At 47.8% G+C, this 23,250-nt stretch carries 20 protein-coding genes; all 20 read right to left on the bottom strand.

The window, feature by feature from the left end; all coding sequences use genetic code 11:
• Nucleotides 1–13: 13 nt before the first annotated feature.
• On the bottom strand, nucleotides 14–1,705 hold the full coding sequence (locus tag AAC022_RS15010) for a flagellar hook-basal body complex protein (protein WP_339732181.1): 1,692 nt from the start codon (nucleotides 1,703–1,705) through the stop codon (nucleotides 14–16).
• Between the two features lie 191 nt (nucleotides 1,706–1,896).
• Entirely contained in the window at nucleotides 1,897–2,328 is a 432-nt protein-coding gene (locus AAC022_RS15005; RefSeq protein ID WP_339732180.1) for a flagellar hook capping FlgD N-terminal domain-containing protein, read from the bottom strand.
• Between the two features lie 31 nt (nucleotides 2,329–2,359).
• Nucleotides 2,360–4,309 carry a flagellar hook-length control protein FliK gene (locus AAC022_RS15000; protein ID WP_339732178.1) on the bottom strand — a complete coding sequence of 650 codons (1,950 nt, stop codon included), beginning with the start codon at nucleotides 4,307–4,309 and terminating at the stop codon, nucleotides 2,360–2,362.
• A gap of 199 nt (nucleotides 4,310–4,508) precedes the next feature.
• The gene (locus AAC022_RS14995; protein WP_339732177.1) at nucleotides 4,509–5,159 is read right to left on the bottom strand and encodes a hypothetical protein; all 651 of its coding nucleotides are present in this window, start codon (nucleotides 5,157–5,159) and stop codon (nucleotides 4,509–4,511) included.
• Nucleotides 5,156–5,608 (bottom strand): hypothetical protein, encoded by a 453-nt coding sequence (locus AAC022_RS14990; protein ID WP_339732176.1) that lies wholly within the window; start codon nucleotides 5,606–5,608, stop codon nucleotides 5,156–5,158. The genes AAC022_RS14995 and AAC022_RS14990 overlap by 4 nt, the downstream gene beginning before the upstream one ends.
• 53 nt (nucleotides 5,609–5,661) lie before the next feature.
• Nucleotides 5,662–7,047, bottom strand: a complete 1,386-nt coding sequence (locus AAC022_RS14985; protein WP_339732175.1) for a FliI/YscN family ATPase — start codon at nucleotides 7,045–7,047, stop codon at nucleotides 5,662–5,664.
• A 9-nt stretch (nucleotides 7,048–7,056) separates the two neighbouring features.
• The gene (locus tag AAC022_RS14980) at nucleotides 7,057–7,776 is read right to left on the bottom strand and encodes a FliH/SctL family protein (RefSeq protein ID WP_339732174.1); all 720 of its coding nucleotides are present in this window, start codon (nucleotides 7,774–7,776) and stop codon (nucleotides 7,057–7,059) included.
• A gap of 80 nt (nucleotides 7,777–7,856) precedes the next feature.
• Nucleotides 7,857–8,852: a flagellar motor switch protein FliG gene (gene fliG, locus AAC022_RS14975; protein ID WP_339732173.1), complete on the bottom strand. Its 996-nt coding sequence runs from the start codon at nucleotides 8,850–8,852 to the stop codon at nucleotides 7,857–7,859.
• Nucleotides 8,853–8,908: 56 nt separating this feature from the next.
• Nucleotides 8,909–10,525, bottom strand: coding sequence for a hypothetical protein (locus tag AAC022_RS14970; protein WP_339732172.1), 1,617 nt, complete (start codon nucleotides 10,523–10,525; stop codon nucleotides 8,909–8,911).
• Nucleotides 10,526–10,589: 64 nt separating this feature from the next.
• Complete coding sequence (fliE, locus tag AAC022_RS14965; RefSeq protein WP_339732171.1) at nucleotides 10,590–10,904, bottom strand: flagellar hook-basal body complex protein FliE; 315 nt, start codon at nucleotides 10,902–10,904, stop codon at nucleotides 10,590–10,592.
• A gap of 61 nt (nucleotides 10,905–10,965) precedes the next feature.
• Nucleotides 10,966–11,379 carry a flagellar basal body rod protein FlgC gene (gene flgC / locus AAC022_RS14960; RefSeq protein WP_339732170.1) on the bottom strand — a complete coding sequence of 138 codons (414 nt, stop codon included), beginning with the start codon at nucleotides 11,377–11,379 and terminating at the stop codon, nucleotides 10,966–10,968.
• Nucleotides 11,380–11,430: 51 nt separating this feature from the next.
• Nucleotides 11,431–11,895: a flagellar basal body protein gene (locus AAC022_RS14955; protein WP_339732169.1), complete on the bottom strand. Its 465-nt coding sequence runs from the start codon at nucleotides 11,893–11,895 to the stop codon at nucleotides 11,431–11,433.
• Nucleotides 11,896–11,934: 39 nt separating this feature from the next.
• Nucleotides 11,935–13,383 (bottom strand): sigma 54-interacting transcriptional regulator, encoded by a 1,449-nt coding sequence (locus tag AAC022_RS14950; protein ID WP_339732168.1) that lies wholly within the window; start codon nucleotides 13,381–13,383, stop codon nucleotides 11,935–11,937.
• A 53-nt stretch (nucleotides 13,384–13,436) separates the two neighbouring features.
• Nucleotides 13,437–13,889, bottom strand: coding sequence for a hypothetical protein (locus AAC022_RS14945; RefSeq protein ID WP_339732167.1), 453 nt, complete (start codon nucleotides 13,887–13,889; stop codon nucleotides 13,437–13,439).
• A gap of 95 nt (nucleotides 13,890–13,984) precedes the next feature.
• A complete protein-coding gene (locus tag AAC022_RS14940; RefSeq protein ID WP_339732165.1) occupies nucleotides 13,985–16,612 on the bottom strand; it encodes a tetratricopeptide repeat protein in 2,628 nt (875 codons plus the stop codon).
• 349 nt (nucleotides 16,613–16,961) lie between these two features.
• Nucleotides 16,962–18,746 (bottom strand): penicillin-binding protein 2, encoded by a 1,785-nt coding sequence (locus AAC022_RS14935; RefSeq protein WP_339732163.1) that lies wholly within the window; start codon nucleotides 18,744–18,746, stop codon nucleotides 16,962–16,964.
• 37 nt (nucleotides 18,747–18,783) lie between these two features.
• Nucleotides 18,784–19,104, bottom strand: a complete 321-nt coding sequence (locus AAC022_RS14930; protein ID WP_339732161.1) for a hypothetical protein — start codon at nucleotides 19,102–19,104, stop codon at nucleotides 18,784–18,786.
• Nucleotides 19,105–19,197: 93 nt separating this feature from the next.
• Complete coding sequence (locus AAC022_RS14925; protein WP_339732159.1) at nucleotides 19,198–21,093, bottom strand: LysM peptidoglycan-binding domain-containing protein; 1,896 nt, start codon at nucleotides 21,091–21,093, stop codon at nucleotides 19,198–19,200.
• 105 nt (nucleotides 21,094–21,198) lie between these two features.
• Complete coding sequence (gene rsmH / locus AAC022_RS14920; protein WP_339732157.1) at nucleotides 21,199–22,110, bottom strand: 16S rRNA (cytosine(1402)-N(4))-methyltransferase RsmH; 912 nt, start codon at nucleotides 22,108–22,110, stop codon at nucleotides 21,199–21,201.
• A gap of 629 nt (nucleotides 22,111–22,739) precedes the next feature.
• On the bottom strand, nucleotides 22,740–23,195 hold the full coding sequence (locus AAC022_RS14915) for a cell division protein (protein ID WP_339732155.1): 456 nt from the start codon (nucleotides 23,193–23,195) through the stop codon (nucleotides 22,740–22,742).
• Nucleotides 23,196–23,250 lie beyond the last annotated feature (55 nt).

The following is a 23,250-nucleotide window of genomic DNA, read 5'->3' as shown; positions in this document are numbered from 1 at the left end:
CATAGTAATTTTACTATCGTCCCAGAACCAGAAGCTCGTCTACCAACTGTTGCACAGAACTGATGACCCGCGCGTTTCCTCGATAATTCGTCGAAGCCACAATTAGATCCACGAGATTTCGCCCGACGTCGGTATTGGATAATTCAATAGAACCAGCACGAATCGTACCTGCACCAAAGTTACCGGGAGTCACGAGGAACGGAGGTCCGGAACTGACCCCTTCCTGGAATGTTGAGTTTCCTGATTCCAGCAACCCTTGAGGGTTCGCAAAACGAGACAGTGTCACCTGACCCAACGTACGAATGATACCATTATCGAAGACACCGTTAATGATTCCGGTTTCATCAATTACGAAACTGGAAAGGGTTCCTGGATCGGAACCGTCCTGTAAAGTCAGTTTCAACGTACTACCAGCAGCCGCTGATGAAATACCAGAGATGTTCGACAAATCGAGAGTCACATCCATTTCATCGGCAGCAGTCAGAACCCGACTCACCGCAAACGTGTTCGGCGTAAAATTGGTCACAACCCCTTTACTATCAAAGGTAATCGTCCCGGTAGAAACGGCAATATCACCATCACTATCATCGGCACTGTCCAGGTAGTAGCGGAAGACCGTGTTATTCGACGAGCGCGATTCCAATACGCTGGTCATTTTCATGGTTACCGGTTCACCCAGCGAGTCGAAAATCACAAAGTCGGTAATGGCGCTTTCACCATTCGCTGTTTGCGCTTTGGTAAATGGTAATGATACGGTAGCACCATCCGATGTGATATTACCAATCGTAAGGGAAATATCATTCACTTCACCACTATTTCCAACGATCTGAAATGCCCCACCCGCAGTCACAGTGACTCCCGGTTGAACTCCAGCACCAGCATCGTTGGGAATACCACCTCCATTCTGGATACCAATTGTTCGATCTATAAAATCAGTAAAATCTGCAGCAGTCGTACCTGCCCCGACAAGTAACGTCATGGGATCGAGAGATCTTCCACCTTTGCTGGGCGTGAATGACAGTGTCTCCCCGACAGTAAATAAAGGAGTCCCAATCGAGGCTTCCACATCGGTTAGCAATGTAGCCCCAGTGATCGGAGCATTTGCATTACCGGCATCGGTCAATGGTGCTGTTGCTGTGATTGTCCCCAATGTCCCCAAGGTTCCTGTGGGCAATAAAGCACCGCCAACCTCTACATTCTTGGTTGCCTGAGCGACGTTTAAATCCCCCAGAGGCACTTCAATATCAGTCAGGGTTGTTGTCACAAGGTTGAAGTCTTCGTCAACACCATAGCCCTGAACTTTGAAACCGGTCTGACTTGTCAGCAGACTCTGGCTGTTGAGTTCAAAGTTACCGTTTCGTGAGTAAACCTGACCATCGGGGCTGTCCAGAACAAAGAAACCTTCCCCCTGAATAGCAAGGTCTGAAGGACTGGTACTATTGGTCACACTTCCCTGAGTGAAGTCTTTTCGAATCGATGCACTCAGAGCACCCAAACCAATCTGGCGGGGATTGGTACCACCGTTCGTCGTTGTCGGACGTGAACCCACGCTCAATGTTCGTGACAACTGGGTCGTAAACAACACATTGGATGCCTTGAACCCGTTGGTCCCTGCGTTGGCAATATTGTTACCCAACACATCGATACTTGTTTCATTTTGGGCCAAACCACCCAACGATGTATTTAATGCAGACGTCAATCCCATGACTACTCCTCGGTTGAATCAACCAGGTTAAAAACCTAATCCTTTGGTTCTAATCGCGCAGCATCAGTCTTCACTGCGCTACAGCTCTACTTTATGTATCGTCTAAATTGCTCGGCTTCATGTTTCATTTTTTGGTAATTTTCGATTCCGATGAATTCATATGACCCACAAAAACAATCGTAAGAGCTGAATTATTCAGCAGTTACAGGCGATTGCACATTCGTGATCGAAGACACGGGAAGCTCAGACGAACCGACGCCCACATAGGCGATCCCTTCGCGGACAAAAGCACGGTCAACAACTCCCTCAACGGGTGACTGATTACTTTCCTGGCCTTCAATTTCTTTACCGATCAGCCCCGCGGCTTGTGTTAAAGATTGACCAGTCGTGATTGCCTTCAGAGTATCAGACAGCTCAATATTTGATTGCAACTCCCGCATACTCGATAACTGAGCCAGCAATTCAGCGTTCCCCAGAGGTTCCGTCGGATCCTGGTTTTGCAGTTCTGTGATTAAAAGCTTCATAAATGATTCCGCTGTCAAACCACTGAAGCCGACTTTATCCGCCTCTACTACATTGACAGAGTTAGTACTACTACTGCCACCAATTCCATCTACGGCCATCCTGGCACTCCTTTATTTCTGTTAAATAGACTTAAATTTGGACGTCAATTTCTTCTACATTCTCTGTCGTAATACCCTGTGAGCGAGCAACCTGTGGGTTATCCTGCTCGGCGGAGTCTTCTTGCCTGACTCCTTCTTCGGTATATCCCGGTTCCTGCTGCCGCTCTTCGGAATCGCCGGTATTCTCAGAGGACTGATTCGAATCAAAATCATTTCCCGACTCTGATTGCGCGTCGGAGTGTGATGATCGCTGATCTTCGGTGGAATCCGTGTTAATATGCACATCGATGCGATCCAATGAAACTCCGGTTTTGATCAACGCCTCTTTCAACTGTGCGATGCTATCATTGATCACTTTTTGAGTGCGGCTGTTTTGCACTTCCAACTTCGCCGTATATTCTCCATTTTTGAGCGATACTTCGATCTGTAACGTACCCAGCTCAGGTGGGCTCAAACGAATTTTAAGTTGCTGCCCGGTAGACTGTGATTGTCGCACCGATTCAACAACGCGTTCCACTAATTGCTCAACCTGTTTGACATCCACGGGAGGCCCGACTGGTGTCGTCGACTGTGTGCCCGTTGTTCGAGACGACTGATGCGCTCCTGCCGACTGAGAAAGTGTCTGATCATGATCTATGGAAGCAACATTATCCTGTGAAACAGGAGCTGACTTCGTTGATTCGGTCTGAGCCTGGCTCAGTGTCTCGGCAGCAGGTTGCAGCCCCTGATTTACCAGATTCTGAGCAACATCTGCCGTCTGCGGTTCTGCCTGCTTTGCCCGCTCTGCTTCTCGGGCACTCGATTCACTCACAATTTCAGTAATATCGGGCTGCTCGGAATCCGGCTCCTGCTGTAACTGCGCGATGACCGTATCAGAAATCTGCTCAATGGATTCTTGATCTAATGGAATCTCACCTTCATTCGCTTCATCGGATGAGGATTCGGACTCCTCGTCATTCCGAGAACGCTGATAACGCTGTTGGATCAAAGCTTGAATATCGACTTCACTCTCATCAGTGGCCCCTGTCGGGTTGTCAGAATTCTTTGTTTGATGCTCCTCTATCGCCTGTTTTAATTCCTCTGTCATTTCCAGATCGGAAATTTGATTCAAGAGCAGTTCCGATTCTGTTTCTGACGTTTGGTTTTCACCTTCCGCGAATTCGGTCTGTGTTTCGTCGATCGGTTCTACGACATTCAATTCCTGGTTAAGGCTTGTTACGTCAACCGCCTGTACTTCCTGACCGGAATCGGTTTGTGAGGTTTGAACAACCTGTTTCTTCAACTGATCCGCCAACCCTTCCGGAATCGGAATCGCCTCATTCAAACCGGTTTCCGTGACTTCTGTCTGCAAATTCACCTGGTTCTGATCATTCACAAACTGAAAATTACCCGGCGGTTGAATTTCGCTGTCAACAGTGGTGACCTCTTGATCAAACGCCCCTTCATTCTGTATCGCAAAGGAAGTATTAAACAGCGAATAGTTCTGTTCTTTATCATTTGCCGGTTGATGAACCCCCGATTGCGGATTGATGACCTCTTCTGTTGATTCAATCGTTTCAGATTTTTCAGGAGTGTTTTGTTCCTGATTGGTCACCGTCTGCTCTGACTGTGAATCCTCAACTCTGGATTCTTCAGAGACAGCTGTCGTTCCTTTCGGGCTGACGTCGCGCTGTTGTTTTTCAAGCGGTGCCTGATCGTCGCGAGTCTCGATGGCAGAACGAGATTCGGAACTCTGAGTTGCTTTCCGCTTCTGGTCCGATTTCAAATCGACTGACCTGGATTCAGGCTCCTGGACTTTGTCATTCGAAGAATTTGTTTGTTTCTTAGAGAGAGATTCACTCAACTGCCTGCGATAGCTGGAATCAGCTGCTCGATTCACCCCTCGATTTGGCTCACGATTTGGCTCACGATTTGTTTTACCGTATTGACTCAAATCCGGTGCTTGCAGATCGAGCAGGGAAATTTTGTGAGAATCAGACATTTCTCATTACCTCAGTTAAAATATGAACCCGAACACAGTCGCCTTGCGCTCTCAGATAAAACAGCGCAGTCGAGTACACTGCAATTTCAACTGTTTCACCAGTATCATATTCGTCAGAATCGTTACGGAGACATCACGTAAGAATGCGTAAAATAGACATTTTTTATCGAAAAATCACATTAGGCGTGCAGGGAAAGCCTCAATTGTTTTCTGATAACTGATCTATTGTCTCATCGGAGAAGTTGCGGAATGGCTCGTCCTGGGACATCTTCTTGAAGATTTCTTTCCCCCGTTTGACAACCAGTGGATCAACGGCCACCAGGAATTCCTTCAACAGCTTGGCAATAAACTTTCCCTCCATGCCTTTGAGGATTTCAATGTTCTCCTCGATGGAAAGTTGCATTAAATATTGCACAGCGTCACCGGGAGACAAAGCAACGAGTACGCTCTGCGTTTTTTTCGTTGCCACACTCTGGCTCTGTTCTTTCAGAACCTCTAATTCCTCTTCAAACTCTTGCTTCGCCTGTTTAAAAGCCAGGCGATCCTTCTTCAGAGAATCCGAAGACTGTGTGATCGAGCTTTTTAGCATATCAATTTCATCTTCGCGCGATGTCAATTCCAAAATGCGCGTTGCACGGTTCAGCATGACTTCATTTCGAGAAGGTAAAGTCGATTCTTCCTCAACCAGTACCACATCATCCAGGGACTGACCGGTTATGATCATGCGAATGTCTTTGATTGAATCGGCGTTTAAATTTCCCTTAAACCATAAGAAACCAATCCCCAGCAATTCGGATATAATCGTCGCAACACAAAACACACCAATAATAATGGCTAAAGAACGAATCATCTGACAGCCCCCGTTCGTTGAGTTGCAGCCCAGGTCTCTTCAAGCTCCATTTCCTCTTTTCTGTTTTGCACGTACAGAAACTTATCACGGTGTTTGTCAGACAGTTTTTCCATTGCTTTGACATCCTGCTCAGATCGCGCAAGCGCTTGCCTGCCGGCAATAATCTGTTTTTCAAGATTTTTACGGTTTGCAATCACATTCTGAATCTGTGCCTGTAACTGTCCTGCATAGAACCGCAGACTGGTTGCCCCATCAATATCCACAACACCCTCAGACTGCCTCAAACGAATTTCCCGGAACTGTTCCTGCCTCAGCCCCTCAAGTTGTAATCGCTGATCAAGCAACCGCTGATCCGTCTGCAGAATCTGCCCCAGCAATTGACGGCACAAGCTTCTCTTATGACGTCGCATTTTAAGCACAGACTCAAATTGAAACTCGAATTTTTTCATTTGGGATCCGTTTTCATGAATCAATCAACAAAATTCTGCGGGCAAACCATATTTCAAGATGTGCTACCGGCCGCTTCGATCTCCTGCCCCGGTGGCGAATCACGCTGAGCGTTATCAGTCTTCATTGGCTTAAGTTGCTGTATCCGGGTGATCAAATTTTGAAGCCCGTTTTCTGCCTCTTCAAAATTGGAATCTTCTGTATTCCCCTGCCTCAGATAGTCATTCCACAAAGGTCGTAACTTAATCGCAAGATCAACCTCAAAGTTTGATCCTGCCTGATATGCGCCGATCGAAATCAAGTCTTCTGATTGCTGATAGGCGGCCATCAATTTCTTCAACTCTGCCGCGGATCGTTGATGCTCGGGGCTGGTAATATCATTCATCGAGCGACTGATACTTTGCAAAACATCAATCGCAGGCCAATGCGACTCATGGGCCAGCTTACGGGACAGCATGATATGACCATCCAGAATTCCTCGCACTGTATCTGAAATCGGCTCATTCGCATCATCCGCTTCAACAAGAACCGTATAGAAGCCGGTAATACTCCCTGAATCAGTGCGACCACTGCGTTCCAGCAATTTCGGAAGGAGGGAAAAGACGCTAGGAGGATAGCCCCTGGTTGCCGGGGGTTCACCAGCAGCCAGTCCGATTTCGCGCTGTGCTAACGCATAACGGGTGACGCTGTCCATCATCAGTAACACATCTTTGCCGGTATCACGAAAGTATTCTGCTACGGCGGACGCCAGATGGGCTGCGCGAAGCCGAATCAACGCGGGTTCATCACTGGTAGCCACAATCACCACACTACGTGCTAACCCTTCCGGCCCTAAATCCTTGTCCAGAAATTCACGTACTTCACGACCTCGCTCACCTACCAGACAAACGACGTTAATATCAGCAGAACTCTGACGAGCCATTTGGCCCATCAATGTACTTTTCCCGACACCACTTCCGGCAAATATCCCGAGCCGCTGTCCTTTACCACAGGTTAATAACCCATCAATGCATCGAATGCCTGTACTCAGTGGTGCATCGATCCGTGGTCGACTCAGAGGAGAAATCGGCTTGGCTTTTAAATTTGCTCGGTGCGACAACATGACCTGGTTTTTGCCATCGATACAACGTCCACGACCATCCAGTACTCTGCCCAGAATCCCTTCACCGACGGCGACCGCAGGCACTGATTGAATGAGTGAAACACGGTCCCCGCGACGTATGCCAGTTAAGTCTTCATAAGGCAGTAACAAGGTTTCTTCATCTTGAAACCCCACCACTTCTGCTTCAATCGGTTGTCCGTTCTCGCGGTCGATCGCACAAACTGCCCCCAAGGGAGCCGGAAAGCCGGATACGGATGCAGTCAAACCAACAACCCGAGTCACTCGCCCTGTCAGGCGAAAAGGTAATATCTGCTTTATCTGTTGAGAAACATCAAACATACGATGAAGTTAATCCTGAGTCTGGATCACAAGTTCCTGGGAAATACGATCTAATTGCGCTTCGAGCGTAGCGTCAATCGTTCCGTGCTGTGTTTCAATGAAACACCCTCCGGAAGAAATTGATTCGTCTTCAAAGATTTCACAAGTCTGACAACCTGTGAGATTCGTAACAAACTGCTTTGCGCTTTCACTTAAATGTGCGACATCGACCGGATTCAGATGAAATCTGATGTGCTGTGTACCTGACGCCAGCTTGAGCGCTTCACCCATCATCCCCTGTACCAATCCAGGATCAGAATTGATTTTATGGCGGATCATTTTTTCTGCAATACTCAGGCAAATTTCGATAGCCGTCGCATCCCAGATTTGTCGCCAGTGAATCTGCTCACGCTGCAGCCCATCAACAGCTGCCTGCATCGCGGGATAAATCGTCCCCAGCTTTTCCTCGACCATGCGATTCGCGTTCTCTTGAGATCGTGTCTGAATGATCGCCTCTAGCTCATGCTGGGCTTCCGCATGCCCCTGTTGTTTGCCGGCCTCGAATGCATCCTGTTTAATCTGCTCCGCTTCCTGCTGCGCATCAATAATCATTTGCCGTGTCTGATTACGGACATTCTGAATGTAATCTTCGCAGCGTTGTTCCATGTCCTTGAAGTTATAGGCAATTTTCGAACCCAGCGCCCGAAATGCCTCCGCTTTTAACAACTTAACTGGTTCCAATTCCGCCATGCTGCTGACTTTATTTCTTTTCTGTGTTTCAGGTTTTGATTAGATAACGCTTCGACTGATAGACACTTGAGGGAAGCGAATCAGGAAATGTACTGTTCACTTTCATTACCGGCTGCCACTTCAATTTCACCGGCATCTTCCAGTCGTCTGACGCTGTCAACGATCTGTTGCTGAACTGCTTCCACGTCACTGACTTTGATTGGGCCCAGATATTCCATTTCTTCACGCAACATATCAGCTGCTCGCTGAGACAGATTGCTGAGAACTTTCGACTTAATTTCTTCTGAGGCGCCTTTGAGGGCCACGGCCCACTGATTGTTATCCACTTCTTTCAACAGTGCCTGAATTGCCTTACCATCCAGTTTCACCAGATCATCAAAGACGAACATCAATCGACGAATTTCATCAGCCAGATCGGGGGTTTCCTGATCCATACTTTCCAGAATCCCTTTATTCGTCATCCGGTCCGTTACGTTGAGAATTTCTGCAACCAGTTCGATACCCCCTGCTTTTTCCATGCCCTGGCTGAAGGTATTCTTCATGCGATGCTCGAGGCTCTTCTCCACATCCCTGATGACCTCCGGGCTGGTTTGCTCCATATTGGCAATTCGTTTAATCACATCCATCTGCTTGTTTGATGGTAGACCGGCCAATACTTCTGCCGCCATATTACTGGGTAAATGTGACATAATCATCGCAATCGTCTGAGGGTGCTCTTCGATAATAAATGTCAGCAGATTGTTCGCTCCTGATTTCTGCAAAAAACCAAACGGCACGGAATTCATTGTCTGATTGATACTATCGAGGATCGACCCTGCACCCTCTTTTCCGAGTGACTGTTCCAGAAGTTCATTGACGGCAGCGATCCCGCCTCGTTCCATATTAGTCTGTTCGCCACTTAGCGATGTAAATTCTTTTAACACACCAGCTTGTTGTTCTTTGGAAACATCTTGCATACGGGCAATCATCATCGTCACTTTCTCGACATCTTCTTTAGACATCAAACTAAGTACTTCAGCAGCCAGTGCTTTATCCAGGCTCAGTAACAAGATAGCAGCTTTTTGCAGTTCATCCATTTTTCTGCCCACAGTCCATATGATTTACAAGAGCGAGTTTTGAAGACACGCCCTGGTTATGATTTTGTATGAATCCATTTGCTCAATACTAAAGCAGCCGCCTCAGGATTGTCGCGGACGAGAAGTTGAACTTCATCGCGCTGCGTTGGTTCACTCTTCGGTTTTTCTACTTCGTCTTCTGATGCCACTGACGCTGATCGATCAAGGGGAGGATTTATGGTATCTGTCTCAATTTCCTCCATTGCAGGCATACTTTTATTGAGCATCCACAATGCCCAGATGGCAAACAGTCCGAGGCCAATGGTACTCCCCCACTGGCTGACAAATTCACCCACGCTTTCTGTCAGCGGCAAAGCGACTTGAGCCACAACCGGATCGACTCGTACATAAGAAGCAACACTCACCGCATCAGTGGCCGATTGTGAGGGAATCAATTTCTGAATTTGCTTCTGGATACTTGTTTCCACTTCCAGTTTGACGGCATCAGTGACTTGTTTAAAAGCGGCAATATCCGCTTCGGCTTCACCTTTCTCAGCCCCACGTTTCACAGCGACAGCAGCATAATAATCTTCAGGAATTGAAATCGACACCTGCACCGTACTGGGCATGGCTGCCACAAACTCTTTCTCTGTCCAGGTAAAGGATGGCGCGGACGTCGATTGATTATTGGTTTCCGTCACCTTTTCATTTTTTTCATTGCCACGCGCCACTGACAGCGAATTAGGTTGATTCGAACGTGCTCCCGGTTCGGCTCGTACCGGCTTCTCGACAACATTCCGCTCACTCGATTGCTCTTTGGACTGTAAAGTGACTGTCCCATCCTTATTGATTTCCTGTTTTCGTTCTACGTACCGTTTCAGGTTTTCAACATCGACATTCACATTCACAATGACGTCGGGAATATACGAAATCGAATCATGGATCTTATTCTGATAATTTTTCGTATGCTTGTTTACCCAGCCGATAAATTTCCCATCAAACGCCTCGTTTTTATCATCAGCCGTATAGGAGGTCCCTGTTGACTGATCAAATACCGTCACCGATTCCGCCGATAGATCGGGAACCATGGTGGCGACAGCCGCCCGCAGGCTGGTGATCAGTGTCGCGGACATCTCTCTTCCCGGACGCGGCTGAACCATCACCGTCGCAGTGACTTCTGGTGTCGTATTATTCCAGCGCAAACGCTTCTTCGAACGCGCCCACATCACACTGGCATCCTCAATAGAAGGAATCGCCCGAATCATCCGTCGTAGCTGGTTTCCCAGTGCGATATCCCGCATGACCTGCAGTTGATCCTTGCTGACAAACATGCTCGATTTTTCAAACTGCTCCTGCCATTCCGAAGCCCAGTCGGTCGGCAAACCACCCCCTTCAATCAGAGCGGCGTTATAACGGGGAACTTCCGTCTGGGGGACCATGATGCGCTGCCCCTTGCGTGAGAAGTCAGTCAGACCAGCCCGCAGCAGGACTTCCTCAGCGTGTATCACTTCCTGCGTCGTAAAATCTTTCCCCAGCGAGAGAGAGACATAACTGGAGTTGCTTTCCCGAAAAAAAAGAACCCCAAACGCCAGCATCATCAATGCAGGCACCGCCAACAGGATGGCACGCTGGCTGCCCGACATTGATTGAAATAAATTTGTAAACTGCTCATAGATTTTTTTGATAGTATCCATACCGGGTGACCAATCGACGAATCCGTGTCAAAATGGTGAAGTTACGTGCTAACTCGTGGTAGCTTTATAATTGCATACTCTGGATTTCGTTATAAGCTTCCAGCAGCTTATTCCGCATCTGAACCATCATACGGAGTGCCAAATCGGCTTTCTTGATGGAAGAAAACACCTCTGCCTGTGTGATATCTTCGCCTAACAAGCCACCTTGAATCGCCTGATCTGATTGAACCTGCAATTGATTCACATTCTCGAGCGACTGCAGCATCATATCCTTAAACGAAAGCCCACCACTGGCGCCGCCGGTGGTATTCTCGTTGATGCCTACCGGTGGAATTCCCGGTAAAAACGTGTTTCCAATTTGACTGATGGAACTTGTCATCCTGTTCCCTTCCCTGAGATCAGATGAAATGAGCCTGATTTTTTATCGAACCCCGGAACACTCAGGCCAGAATTCTTAATGAGGTACTAAACATGTTTTTCGTGATATCCAACGCGGAAATATTTGCCTCATACGCACGACCGGCTTCCAAGGCATTCACAAACTCGGTCACGACATCAATATTGGGATACGTGACGTTCCCTTCCTGATCCGCATAACGATGTCCGGGATCATATGTTTTTCTTAGCGGTGTGTCTGTATCAATTTCGACCTTATACTTTACACCGGCAGCCGCTGTCCCCTCCCCTAAACTCTCTGTATCTGTCTGAAATGTCACAATTCGACGATAAAAAGGCTCTTCTCCACTATTGGGATCGTAAGCAACATTCACCGCAGCAATATTGCCAGCGATAGTATTCATCCGCTGACGTTGTGCAACCAGGGCACTGGTACTGATATCAATTCCCTTTAACATGTCCTGCTCCTATATAAGGTACCGTTTTTGTATCCCGATTCAGCTCTAGAACTAGGCACGCTCTGAAATCACTGTAAGCATCTGATTCAACTGTGCCATCATGACCTCAACGGCAAATTGCTGCATCATTGAGTTTTTAGTCATCTTCATAACCTGAGTCTCGATACTCCGATTATTCTCATCTTGAAATGTGATATTCTGCGGCGTCGCTTCCTGCGCCTGGAACAGACTTCGAGGAAACAATTTTTCCAGATCTGTTTCGACTTGCTGATGATTGTCAAACGTCACCGGCATCGCTAAAGACTGCTGCGCCGCTGGCCCGCTTAACTTTGCTTTCAATTCAACTGCTTCGCGTAATGCCTTTTGAAAATCATCGACAGGCAAATCGCGCATTTTATATGATGGCGTATCGATGTTCGCAATATTACCTGCCAGAACATCCTGCCTGCGCTCAGTGAACGCGGCCATTTTTTCCAGCAATGGCAATGACTTCGAATTCAGAATTTGCTCTAACATGAAAACCACCTTACAAAATGAAACACCACTGATCGACGGTCAAGCAGCCCGCTTGACCGTAAAGCTCCGCTTGGAATCCGGACCTCCACGTGGCGGATACCCGTATGACCTCAACTTGCCCGACAGCGTCCGCAATCCAATATCCAGCATTTGAGCCGTATTTTCACGGTTCCCACCACAGCGGGCAAACGTGCTCTCAATTAACCTTTGTTCCATCTCCCGCAACGTCATTCCGACTAATGCATCTGTGTTCGATAGCGATTCCGCCCCAATCCAGGGTAATAAACTCGCTGCATCCAGACGAGGACCATTATCGACCTGATTCACATGACGAATCAGATTTCGCAGTTCTTGAACATCACCGGTCCAGTCATGTTTCTTCAGTGTTTCCAGCCCATCCAGAGTTAACAGCTTAGGAACCGTCCCTTCGACCTGAGACACTTCGTTTAAAAGGTGTTCCGTCAGTAGAGCCAGATCTTCCCTGCGTTCATTCAAGCGCGGCACCGTAATCGTTGACCGCAAAAGAATGCTTGCCAGTTTTCTCTTGAATTGATTTTGAGAGCTTAATTCCTTGAGTGAAATATGGCTCGTGGAAATGATGCGGCAGTTCATTTTTTTGTGCTGACAATCTTCTGGAGAATAATATTCCCCACTTTCTAAAATTTTCAACAACACCGCCTGAACAGGCAACGATGCCAGATGCACCTGATCCAGAACCAGCGTTCCTCCCGCTGCCTGCTCAATCTGACCAGGATTCCAGAGGGGCTCATTCGAGTAGTTACTTTCCTCATGCGAAAAGTAGCCTGATAGTTCCCGTTCAATATTTTCGATAGTCAAGCCACTGCAATTCACCTTGATCAAAGGCTGGTAATTCAGAAACCTGGAATCATGAATAATTTCCGCAACCAGCGACACGTCTGAACCCGCCACTCCCTGGACCAGAACAGGAACCCGTAAATGAACAACATCGGATATACGATCCCTCAAAGTCTGAATGGCCTGACTGTAACCAATCAATCGGCGGCTGGAGCGTGCATTGAGTTCAGAAACCAAATCATTGCATTCGTGTGACAACCGGGCATATTTGATCGCAGAATTAAGCAGCCGGCTGATATTGTCCAGAGAATCCTGTGATCTCAACTCAGCAAAGGGTGCCATTGTTTCATGAGAAGCAGTGCGAGATGGATTCAAAAAGGCCTGCGACGCATCATTGCTGAAGGCCGGATAATACAATACCGGAATTAAATTTTCCTCAGGTACCGACTCCACTGTAATCATAAATTCTGAAATTGCCTTTTGATCCAGCAGCACGCAAACATCCCCTTCGGGAAGCCGTGCCCCTTGCGAAAACACAACTTCCGACAGAGGAACAACCGTGTACCCCAGATTCGAAAATTGAGTACAGACTTCTAACCGGCGAATCCGATCTTCAGACACCACTTGAACAATCCCACGTACTGCAGAATGCTTCATTACACTTGTATTCATTTATTCAAAACCTGTCTTACTGAAAGGTAAACGTTTTTTTATTAAAACTGTTGTTACTGATCAATATTCAAATGCCGATGGGTCACCGGCGCCAGACTGTCACGATAGGCTTCACCTACTTTTTCTCCCTGATTCAAAGACAGAATCTGCTGCTTCGTGCGATCGCGACGATCAACCATACATTGTGTGCTCGTATCTTCATTATGCAGCAGCTTCGCCAACACAGCTTCCGACTCACTTAAGATCTGCTCGCATGTTTCGCGTGTCTCGGCAGACATCTGATCTCGGTCACTCTTCCATTTTTCCCAGAGCGCAGGAAGTTGTTTCTTATATTGATCCAGCTGCTCCAGCAATCGCTGCTTTTTACTCAATACATCCAGTAAGCCGGAATAGTCATCCTGGTTAATCAGGTCCTGCTGTTGAAATGAAAGCTTCAACAATGCTTTTGAATAATCCAGGCGTACCGAAAACAGTTTGGGATAATCAATCATCTGTGTGGAGTTCATAATAAACTACATCAAATTTCGAGTTAAATTACATCTGGAACAGACCGCAGTACGATGCTGATTTCCAGGTTTATTCCAGTTCTGTAAACTAAATTTTACGCACCATTACCATTCTGCAATTGATCTGTCCGCTTATCCGAATCACGTAATTCGCGAGACCAGTCCAACCAACGATTCCACTCGTCGCGTCCCAGATTGCTTGCTTTGGAATCAAACACACTATCGGGCATCTGTCTCAAAATAATCTTTGCTTGTTCGAGCATGCTTTTGGCTTCATTTTTTTTTCCCAGGCTCTCATAACAGCCTGACATTTTCATATAAGCAATTAACACCTCTGTGCACTGAGGATAGCGATTGACCGCATCATGATAATATTTAATTGCTTCTTCGTACTCTTCAGTCAGATACAGCAAATGTGCCATCCCAAAACAGGTTGACTTCAGCAACCGTTTCCCCAGAACGTCAAGCCGATCCAGGCTTTCCAACCGTCGCAACTCACGGTTCAAAACTTGAAGTTGCTCATTGGCCAAATTTAAATATGCAAACTGTTTGCGTTTCAGCTCCTCTCGCGCATTGTCTGTTTTCGCATTTTTCATTTCCCGAAACGGTTGGTCTGCGAGATTCTGGAGTGAACGCGCCAACAGATACCGTGCCTCATGGACTTTTTCCGAATCAGGATACCGATCCACATATTCGCGCAACCGCTTCGTTGCTTCTTCGTAATAAAGATTCTTTGCCTTTGTCGGCGATTGCTGCTCTTCAGCAGCGTTCGTCTCAACGTTGTCTTTTTTTGAATCTGCAATTTTGCCCAGATGAAAATTCAGCTTTCCCAGTGAAAACAAGGAATCGCCCCACTGCGTTGCTTTCGGAGTTAAATTGCTGATTTCCAGAATGTCTTTCCAGACGCCCTGGGCACGATCCAGTTCATTTTTTTCCAGATAGGCAACTCCCATCAAATATTTAGCCTCAAATGAAGCTACGTCTGTGGGATAGTTTGTGATCACACGTTGAAAATGATCAATGGCTTTATCGAGTTGATCCAGCTCAAGCAGAATCACACCGCGGCGGACCAGTGCCTGAGGCATCTGCTTGTCTGGATTCGTATTAATAAAGCGCGTCAACACATTCAAGGCCGTTTCAAAATCATGCCCTTTTTGGAAGTGCTCCGCGGAAATCGATAATATTTCTCCATAGCGATCAGAAGTACTCAACTTCCTGGCAAGCTCGAAATGGGCGATACCGCTCTGCTTCCAACGCTCATTCAATTTCGGCCTCATTGCCTCCTGCTCTGTGACATTAGAGTCTTCGTTGAGACGCTCTAAATACTCTGCCCATCGCCGATTGGCATTGGCTGCTAATTCTTTCGCCTGAACTTCAGGCAACACGGGAGGCAAATAATCTGACAGTTGGATGGCCGCATTGAAATAGGTCACACCGTTTTTAATCTTCTCTTCGTCTACCCAGTCATTCCAGGCATCCAGGACATACTTTTGAATCCCTTCCAGGCTGATCCAGCGATTACGAAATTCAGAGGGATTTTCTATCGATCTCAAAGCCTTTCGATAAGCGATCAAGGCCTCTTCTGTTCGGCCATTTTCCCTTAATAACTCGGCAAGGTGCAAATAGGAAGCCAAGCCTTCATGGGTCCCATCATAACGATGTGTCGTCTGCTCATAAAAACCAATCGCAGCCTCATCATCGTTCAGAGATTCCGCACACAATCCCATTAAATAGGATGCTTGTCTGGGAAATTTTCGTTCCAGCCCCAGGTTGTCTTTCACCGGCGCCAACATCGCCAATGCCTCTTTAAACTTCCCCTCTGCCATTAACGTCTGTGCCTTGAACACAAGCGTTACTTGATTCACAGACTCCTTCTGTTTCACCTGAGCCAAAACCTTCTGTGCCTGCTCGTTCTTCCCCTGTGCCAGAAATATCTGTGCGCGCTGGAGATACAACCGATCCAGCGTCTCAACATCCAGGCCTTCAATCTGAATTGCATCCGTATTTAATTCAAATGCCTTTTTCAGTTCAGCATCAGCTTTGTGATCAAGATAGATGTCTGTCAGTAACATCGAACCCTTTAATCGACCTGCAGGATAGGTCTCGACCGCCTCTTCCAGCAAGGGACGTGATTGTTTGGTAGACCCCAGTAAATTGAGACAGGTTCCCAAAGCATAACACCACTCTGGACGATGCTCCTGATCGACGGCTCTTCGTTCCGCCTCTTTCAGGTAACGGCTGGCGATCAAAAATTGTTTGTCCTGAGCTTCTCCATTTAATTCCTCGGCATTGCGAAAGACAACAACACCAAAGATATAATACAAGGCCCCTGGGAAATCCGGGTCCTGATACTCTTCTTTTTTCAAGTCGTATGCCACTCTCTTCGCTTTAGCCCACGATTTTGCATCCTGTGAAGTCTCCAGCGTCAGCAACGCTTCCATCAGCTTCTCTTTGGGAGTCTTTTCAGGCTCCCCAGTCCCCGATAGAAAATAAATCGACAACAACGTCAACACAGAAGCAGCAATCCCCAGAAGCTTCCAGCGTGCTTTGGCAAATGTCGTAACCTTATCACGTAACGAGAGTGCAACCGCTTCGGTCTCCTCGACCGCAGTTTCTTCAGCCTTGTCTACAACCTTATCTGCAGCCTTATCTGCAGGCGGTTCTTGCACCGCAACGCTTGCAGCCTCGTCTGATTCTGGTTGTTCTTCGTTTTCTTCTGCCATGACTTAACAGCCCATCGAATTGACAGGAAATCCTATGCAATTAATGATTCCCTGAAACGAAACGGTCAGGTTCATCTAAAAATGGAATTGGTGATATGGAATCAGAATTGCCACAATGACAACCGGGATTCCGCTATAGTGAAATGAAAACCACACAGATTCAGACGGAGCGTCTTGTGTGTGACTGAAAAGGAAGTGGAAGTGAGAGAAATGAAACTTGAGTCTTAATACAAAAAAAAGCAACTTTTTGTCAATATTGATTCAAGTTGATCGGGCCTTCCCGGCAGCTGATCGCAGAAAAAAGCAGTCAACGAACGCAAAAACAGGAAGCCGGGGAGTTATACGAAGTCTAGCGTAATGCATTCCGCTGGCGACGGGCAGTTCGTTCCAACGGTTGTTGACCAGACTTATCAAAGGGAACCCGCTGATACATCAGCGTCTTTTTAAGGATCTCAGCAGCGGGAGGACCTGCAATAGTCCCACCGTAATGATTTTCTCCAACCGAAGGTTCGTTCACTACAACCAACACCAGCACCCGCGGATCATTGGCCGGGGCCCCACAAATAAACGAACTCACATGCAACTGTGAAGAATATTTCCCTGTCTTTGGATCAGGTTTTTGTGCGGTCCCCGTCTTCCCAAACACGGTATACCCCTCAAGCTGGGCTTTCCTACCGGTCCCCCGCTCAACGGTTTCCGTCATAGGAACCCTGACCAGCCAGTCTGCCACTTCGGGTGAAACAATGGGAGTTGAAATCATCGGGCGCACCTGTGCCGGCTCTTCTTCGGAACGCGGGAAATAATTATGGTCAATCTGGTCTCGAATCAAGCGGGGATTCAACAACTTTCCCTGATTTGCCAGCGCAACGTGGGCCGTAATCAGTTGAATTGGAGTCACAGCAATTTCCTGTCCCATCGGGATCGAACCGGTCGAATAGATATTCCACGACGAGAGTGGCCTGACAATTCCAGTCAGTTCTCCCGGCAATTGAATTCCGGTTTTCTGCCCGAATCCAAATGCCATCACCGATTCATATAACCCGGGGTTGGTCAACCGTTCCCCAATTTTTGCCATCCCGATATTACTTGACTTCACCAGAATATCCGTAACGCTTAGCATCCCGTAGCTATGATGATCGTGCAACAAACGCTTTCCCATTCGGTACTCACCCTGCTCACAATCGAACTCTTCATACTTTTCCAGAAGTCCCTTTTCCAGCGCCGCTGCCACAATAAACGGCTTCAGGGTTGAACCTGGTTCATAAATCGAAGCAATCGCCGTATTCTTCCAGGCTGACTCGGAAATCGCTTCGGGATGATTTAAATTAAACGTCGGCGCCGATGCCATCGCCAGCACTTCACCGGTTTTGACATCCATCACGATTGCACAGGCACTTTTTGGCTGCCATTCCTGAATAATCGCCTGCAACTGACGCTCTGTGTACAACTGGATAATCGAATCCAGCGTCACAACAAGCGTCTCCCCATTCCGAGCTGCCTCACGTGAATCATTGCGAACTTCAATCACGCGACCGTGCGCATCACGTATCAGAAAACGATGGCCGTCTTGCCCACAAATCAAATGGTCAAACGCCTCTTCAAGACCGCCCTGCCCCTTGCCATCAATATCCCGTAGCCCTAGAGCATGGGCCGCTAACGCGCCCTGAGGATACTGCCGGCGATATTCCTGACGAAAACCCCAGGCATCATCAGATAAATCGAGACCGCGAATCGCCTGCAGTTCCTGCTCGGAAAGGCGACGTTTCACCCAGAGAAACAGCTTCTCCCGGTTCTGCTTCAACCGATTGCGAAAATGCGGCAGATCAAGATGCAACACCTCACAAATTGCTTTTACGTTTTTTTGATCTTCCAGCCTCTGCGGCACTACATACAGGCTGTTACTAACAATTGTGGTCGCCAGTAGTCGGCCATTGCGATCAAGAATATCTCCCGGTCGGGCGGGAATTTTTTCTTTGTACATCTGCTGCCGCGCCACAACTTTGGCGAATTGACGGTGCCCAATATATTGCAGGAAAATCAGCCGCCCCGAAATTACGATCCACGCCAGGACCACCATGCACACCAGACTCCAGGTACGCCAACTGATTCGATGATGCGACTTTTCGGAATTCAAGAAACGGCCTGCCTTCGCCAAAGGTTCAGAGATACGATCAATTCTCGTCATCAGCCTGTTGCGACGAATGGTTCAAATGCCACTGCAGTAAAGGCATTTCACGGCGATTGGTCGAGACTGGCTGCTGATTTGTTTCGACGCCCAGTTCTCCCCGTTCCATCGAATTCAATACCTGCCTGGGGGAACCGGCCCGTTGTGTGGCCAATTTCATCTTGGCATGGGCGTCAACCAGCACATCGAGTTGATAATGCTGCCGACTCACCTGGCGTTTCAGCTTCAGGCTTTCTTTCTCCAGCGCAATCCCGACCAGTGAAACAGCAACCGCCAGCAAGATTGCGCTACCAAATCGGAATAACATCGACCCCAGCCTTCCCCAGGCAGCAGGTCGGAGATATTCAGATATGCTGCCGGATTAGTACCTTTTGAAAAAAGACGAATACGCCTATTTTTACTATCGGCTGGATGACTTTCCGGGAACAAGGCTGACTCGGCTGGCATCATAAGGCAGCTGCAATTCAGTTCCAATTTGTAGCTTGTTCGGATTTTGCATTCTCTGACGATTGATCTGATAAATCTGATACCAGCGGGAAGAACGCCCGAGATGTTTCTGTGAGATATCAGTCAAAGTATCACTGCTTCCAACGCGATACATCGGACGGCCATCCTGGCTGATAAAAAATCCGGTTGGCTTACCTGGCTTGCGAGTTGCTCCTTTTCCGGAAAATTCACTGATCGTAGTCTGCGTTGATTTATGACGGGCCTGATATTGTGCATCAATCGCCACCTGATCGGGAGCAATCAGTTTCAAACCAGGTCTCATCTTGCGCGGATCACTCACACGACTCCGGTTGATTTCTGCTAGCAACTGAAAATACCGCCCGCTACCATACAGCTTCTTGGAAATCGTCCAGAAATTCTCTCCATTCTGTACCGTATACTCACCCCCTGTAGCCACAGCGGGCCGCTGGTTGAACATCGCTTCCTGCTGCGAACTAAATTTCTGTGTAGATACTTCTCTGACAGGGGCGGGACCATCAAATAACCCCTGAGCTTGAGGAACCTGCTCCGCCGTCATTTCCGAACCACGAAACGCACCGGAATCGATGGCTGCGGCAGGACGCTTGACCGTTGTCACACTTTCTGCCTGCTGAGCAGAAAACTCTTCCGGTTGAAAATTACCAAACCGTTCTTCATTTTGGCTTGGAGTCGGTTCATTGAGCCCAGAAGCTTGAGGCTGTTCAAACTGCTCATTCGCCATCGCAGGTGTCTCCTGCTCAAAGGCATTTTCAGGTTGCGGCGCCGGCACTTGACGTTCGTCCTGCGAGAAATCGGCATCACTAAATGAGTTTGCATCGCTGGGACTTGAGATCTCCGTGATATTTACTTTCGCGGTTTTCGCAGGAAACTCTTCTCTATTTTGCATCTGTCCATCGTTCAAACTCTCTGACGAGCCAAATTCATCGAATGCATTTTCCGCCGGTTGCTGTGGCTGCTGCATCGCTTGCCCCTGACCTGCTGCTGCACCACCAAAAGGATCTGACTCACCCTGAAAGGCATTTGCTGCCGGTGACTGAGCAAATTCCTGCTCCCCTGACTGTTCCATCAAACCGGAATCGACGCCGGCGGCAGGAGGGGCAAACTCAGATTCGGAACCGACGTTGAAATTGTTCTGTTGTGGCGCAGCCTGTGATGCGTCGGCACCAGCAGGTTGTTGCGCAAATTGATCCGCTCCTGAAAAAGGATCCTGTTGCCCATTATCAAAGGCGGCTGGCTCGGGCTGCTTCTGCATTTCATTTTGAAATTCATTTTGAGCAGGATTCGCAAACTCATTGCTGGCCCCGGCCGGCGTATCGAATTGCTGAAATCCGTTATCTGTCTGATTGGCAGCCATCTCAGTTGCCTGTTGCGGTTCACTCTGATTATCAAACGCATTTTGCGCAAACTGATCTGTGCCCTGTGCTCCTGGCTGCTGCTCAGCAAACGGATTTCCCCGCTCTTCCTGAGGAGTTGAAAAGCCAGCGTTATCTCCGCTGGATCCATTTCCCAAAGCATCAAATTCGTTCGATTGACTTGCCACCTGACCGGTCGCGTCAGCTTCCGCACTTCCCTCGACAAATGGATCTGCTTTCGCCGACTGATCATCCTCAGACGTCACATCTGCAGGACCATTCACTGCCAGATCTTCCTGTGGCCGATTGATTTTCTGATAGACGACCAACCCAAAAGCACTGAGCAGGATGCAAATCAAGCACAGCCCGACTTTGGTTTCAATGGCGATCCCCGACTTGGGTTTTTCAACACCCCAGTCTTCTTCTGACGCCTGTTCTGCTTTTTTTTCTTCAGTCATGGCTTTGAACCATTTCCAATTTAAACGTAAATTTCTGGTTTTCCAGACAAACAGAAAACTGCTTGTCTACCTGTTCTATTCAGCTGTACTATTTATGTTTTCATCTTATGTTTTCATCGCAACCCGCAGCTTTGCGGTTCGGCAACGCGGATTCACCCGTTGCTCAGCTTGCGTTGCCACGATCGGTTTTGGTGTTAAGTTTTTCCAGATTGTTCGATCTTTAAAAGCCTGCTTGACCATTCGGTCTTCCAGAGAGTGAAAGCTGATAATCGCAGCTCTGCCCCCCGGCTTCAAAACCTCAGGAAGCACCGATTCCAATATCGTTTCCAGTTGTTCAAGTTCCCGATTCGCCGCAATCCGTAATGCCTGAAACACACGAGTTGCCGGATTTTTCCTGGCAGCCGCCAGTGCCTTGGCAGGAATTGCCTGCTGGACCACTTTAATTAACTCTGCCGCCGTTTTGAGGGGCGCCGTTTTCCGTTGTTTGACTAGCTGGCTGGCAATCCTCTGACTGAACCGTTCCTCTCCATAGACTTCGAATATTTCACACAACTCGGATTCCGAAAGTGTTTGCAGCAATTTCCAGGCGGGCACTCCCGTGCTGGTATCAAACCGTAAATCCAGTTCGCCCGAAGATTCAAACCCAAAACCACGCTCATCGTCTCCCAGTTGGTCAGAAGACAAACCCAGATCCAACAAAACGCGATCAATAGACGTCAATTCTAATTCAGCCAGAACTGCTGGAAGCTCAGCGTAACTCGCTTGCCTGAGATGGCATTGCCCCGCTGGCAATTTCTCGACTCCTAATTTATCTCGGGCAAACTCCAACATCATCGTATCACGATCCAGACCGATTAAAGTTCCTTCTGCACCAATTTGCCGTAGGATATGTTCGCTGTGACCACCGGCTCCGACTGTGCCGTCAACGACGACCAGACCAGGAGATAAATCCAGCTGTTCAACCACCTCTCGTAACAAGACCGGTAAGTGAAGGGGCCGCTTCTTATCACCAGACATACCTGACATTCAATTGGTAACGATTCTAAATATAAAATGATCCATCAGTGATTGGAGAACCGTCGGACTGACCATTCCCATTCCACCAACAGGAGAAATATGAATTGATAATTTTTGGGGAGGGGTAGAGACTTTTGAAGTGTTACTCAGAGAGATTTCTTGCCTGAGATGCATACACAAGAATCGGCCTGCTTCTCAAGCGTGGAGAGTTTAGGAAAATCCTGATTTTTTGGCAAGATCAGTTAAAGATTTTTGAGAGGAAGAACTCTCACGACCTAAGTTCTCTCTCAGAAACCGATTGAATCAAGCTCATACCCCCCAAAGGGAAGCAGGCTGATAAGAATTCTGTCTCGAACAGACTCGATTCCTGTCCAAGGAAGGAACCCTGAAGTCATCCGTCTCAAGTAGCTTCCATTCTACTTGTATCAGGAGACGAACGACCGGTGGCCCAACCCAATGTTCTGAGCACACACAAGTGACATCCATTTCACTTTCAATCCGCGAAGCCCGGTAGCCAGCGGAAGAGTTCCAATTTATCCTCCTTGAACAACACTCTGTTTAAGTTCGTTACATCTACCAATATTCAATTAGGTCGTCAGCAATGAAATGTTCCACATTACATCACATGATTACCAGGGCATTTGCCCAAAGGCTTGTGTAGCCATCTCATCGAAATGAGGTCCATGATTGTTAAGATAGGCATTCCAACGCGTGCTGCTCCAGATTTCGGCATGGTCTTGAACTCCAATCAACACCACTTCTTCCTTTGCTTGCAGGCTGGCCAGTTCCGCCAGACGTTCGGGAATACAGATCCGTCCTTGAGAGTCGACTTCCACTTTCTCGGCCCGCGAATAATAAAGTCGCAGATACTGAGCTGCTTCCGGGCCATTCTTGGAATACTCTTTCAATCGTTGTGCCTGCTGTTCAAATCCTTTCTCAGAAAAAAGCAACAAAGAAGATTCCGTTCCCGGTGCGATATAAATCTGGGTGAACTCTTTGTTCACAAGCTCTTCCTTGAGCCGTTTGGGAATTGCCAATCGCCGTTTTCCATCCAGAATCTTGTTGAAAGTCCCTGTCAGCGCCATTGATCCCCACTCGCCACCACTATTCACCACAGAGTGATGAATTTACCAGCCAGAA

It is taken from the genome of uncultured Gimesia sp., assembly GCF_963976445.1.
Taxonomy (GTDB): domain Bacteria; phylum Planctomycetota; class Planctomycetia; order Planctomycetales; family Planctomycetaceae; genus Gimesia.
The sequence above is the reverse complement of the archived record's forward strand: the minus strand, read 5'-3'. Positions and strand labels throughout refer to the sequence as shown.

Coding starts and splice junctions, on each gene's coding strand:
- AAC022_RS15010 (WP_339732181.1), bottom strand. CDS start 1,705: ATGGGATTGACGTCTGCATTAAATACATCGTTGGGTGGTTTGGCCCAA.
- AAC022_RS15005 (WP_339732180.1), bottom strand. CDS start 2,328: ATGGCCGTAGATGGAATTGGTGGCAGTAGTAGTACTAACTCTGTCAAT.
- AAC022_RS15000 (WP_339732178.1), bottom strand. CDS start 4,309: ATGTCTGATTCTCACAAAATTTCCCTGCTCGATCTGCAAGCACCGGAT.
- AAC022_RS14995 (WP_339732177.1), bottom strand. CDS start 5,159: ATGATTCGTTCTTTAGCCATTATTATTGGTGTGTTTTGTGTTGCGACG.
- AAC022_RS14990 (WP_339732176.1), bottom strand. CDS start 5,608: ATGAAAAAATTCGAGTTTCAATTTGAGTCTGTGCTTAAAATGCGACGT.
- AAC022_RS14985 (WP_339732175.1), bottom strand. CDS start 7,047: ATGTTTGATGTTTCTCAACAGATAAAGCAGATATTACCTTTTCGCCTG.
- AAC022_RS14980 (WP_339732174.1), bottom strand. CDS start 7,776: ATGGCGGAATTGGAACCAGTTAAGTTGTTAAAAGCGGAGGCATTTCGG.
- fliG (WP_339732173.1), bottom strand. CDS start 8,852: ATGGATGAACTGCAAAAAGCTGCTATCTTGTTACTGAGCCTGGATAAA.
- AAC022_RS14970 (WP_339732172.1), bottom strand. CDS start 10,525: ATGGATACTATCAAAAAAATCTATGAGCAGTTTACAAATTTATTTCAA.
- fliE (WP_339732171.1), bottom strand. CDS start 10,904: ATGACAAGTTCCATCAGTCAAATTGGAAACACGTTTTTACCGGGAATT.
- flgC (WP_339732170.1), bottom strand. CDS start 11,379: ATGTTAAAGGGAATTGATATCAGTACCAGTGCCCTGGTTGCACAACGT.
- AAC022_RS14955 (WP_339732169.1), bottom strand. CDS start 11,895: ATGTTAGAGCAAATTCTGAATTCGAAGTCATTGCCATTGCTGGAAAAA.
- AAC022_RS14950 (WP_339732168.1), bottom strand. CDS start 13,383: ATGAATACAAGTGTAATGAAGCATTCTGCAGTACGTGGGATTGTTCAA.
- AAC022_RS14945 (WP_339732167.1), bottom strand. CDS start 13,889: ATGAACTCCACACAGATGATTGATTATCCCAAACTGTTTTCGGTACGC.
- AAC022_RS14940 (WP_339732165.1), bottom strand. CDS start 16,612: ATGGCAGAAGAAAACGAAGAACAACCAGAATCAGACGAGGCTGCAAGC.
- AAC022_RS14930 (WP_339732161.1), bottom strand. CDS start 19,104: ATGTTATTCCGATTTGGTAGCGCAATCTTGCTGGCGGTTGCTGTTTCA.
- AAC022_RS14925 (WP_339732159.1), bottom strand. CDS start 21,093: ATGACTGAAGAAAAAAAAGCAGAACAGGCGTCAGAAGAAGACTGGGGT.
- rsmH (WP_339732157.1), bottom strand. CDS start 22,110: ATGTCTGGTGATAAGAAGCGGCCCCTTCACTTACCGGTCTTGTTACGA.
- AAC022_RS14915 (WP_339732155.1), bottom strand. CDS start 23,195: ATGGCGCTGACAGGGACTTTCAACAAGATTCTGGATGGAAAACGGCGA.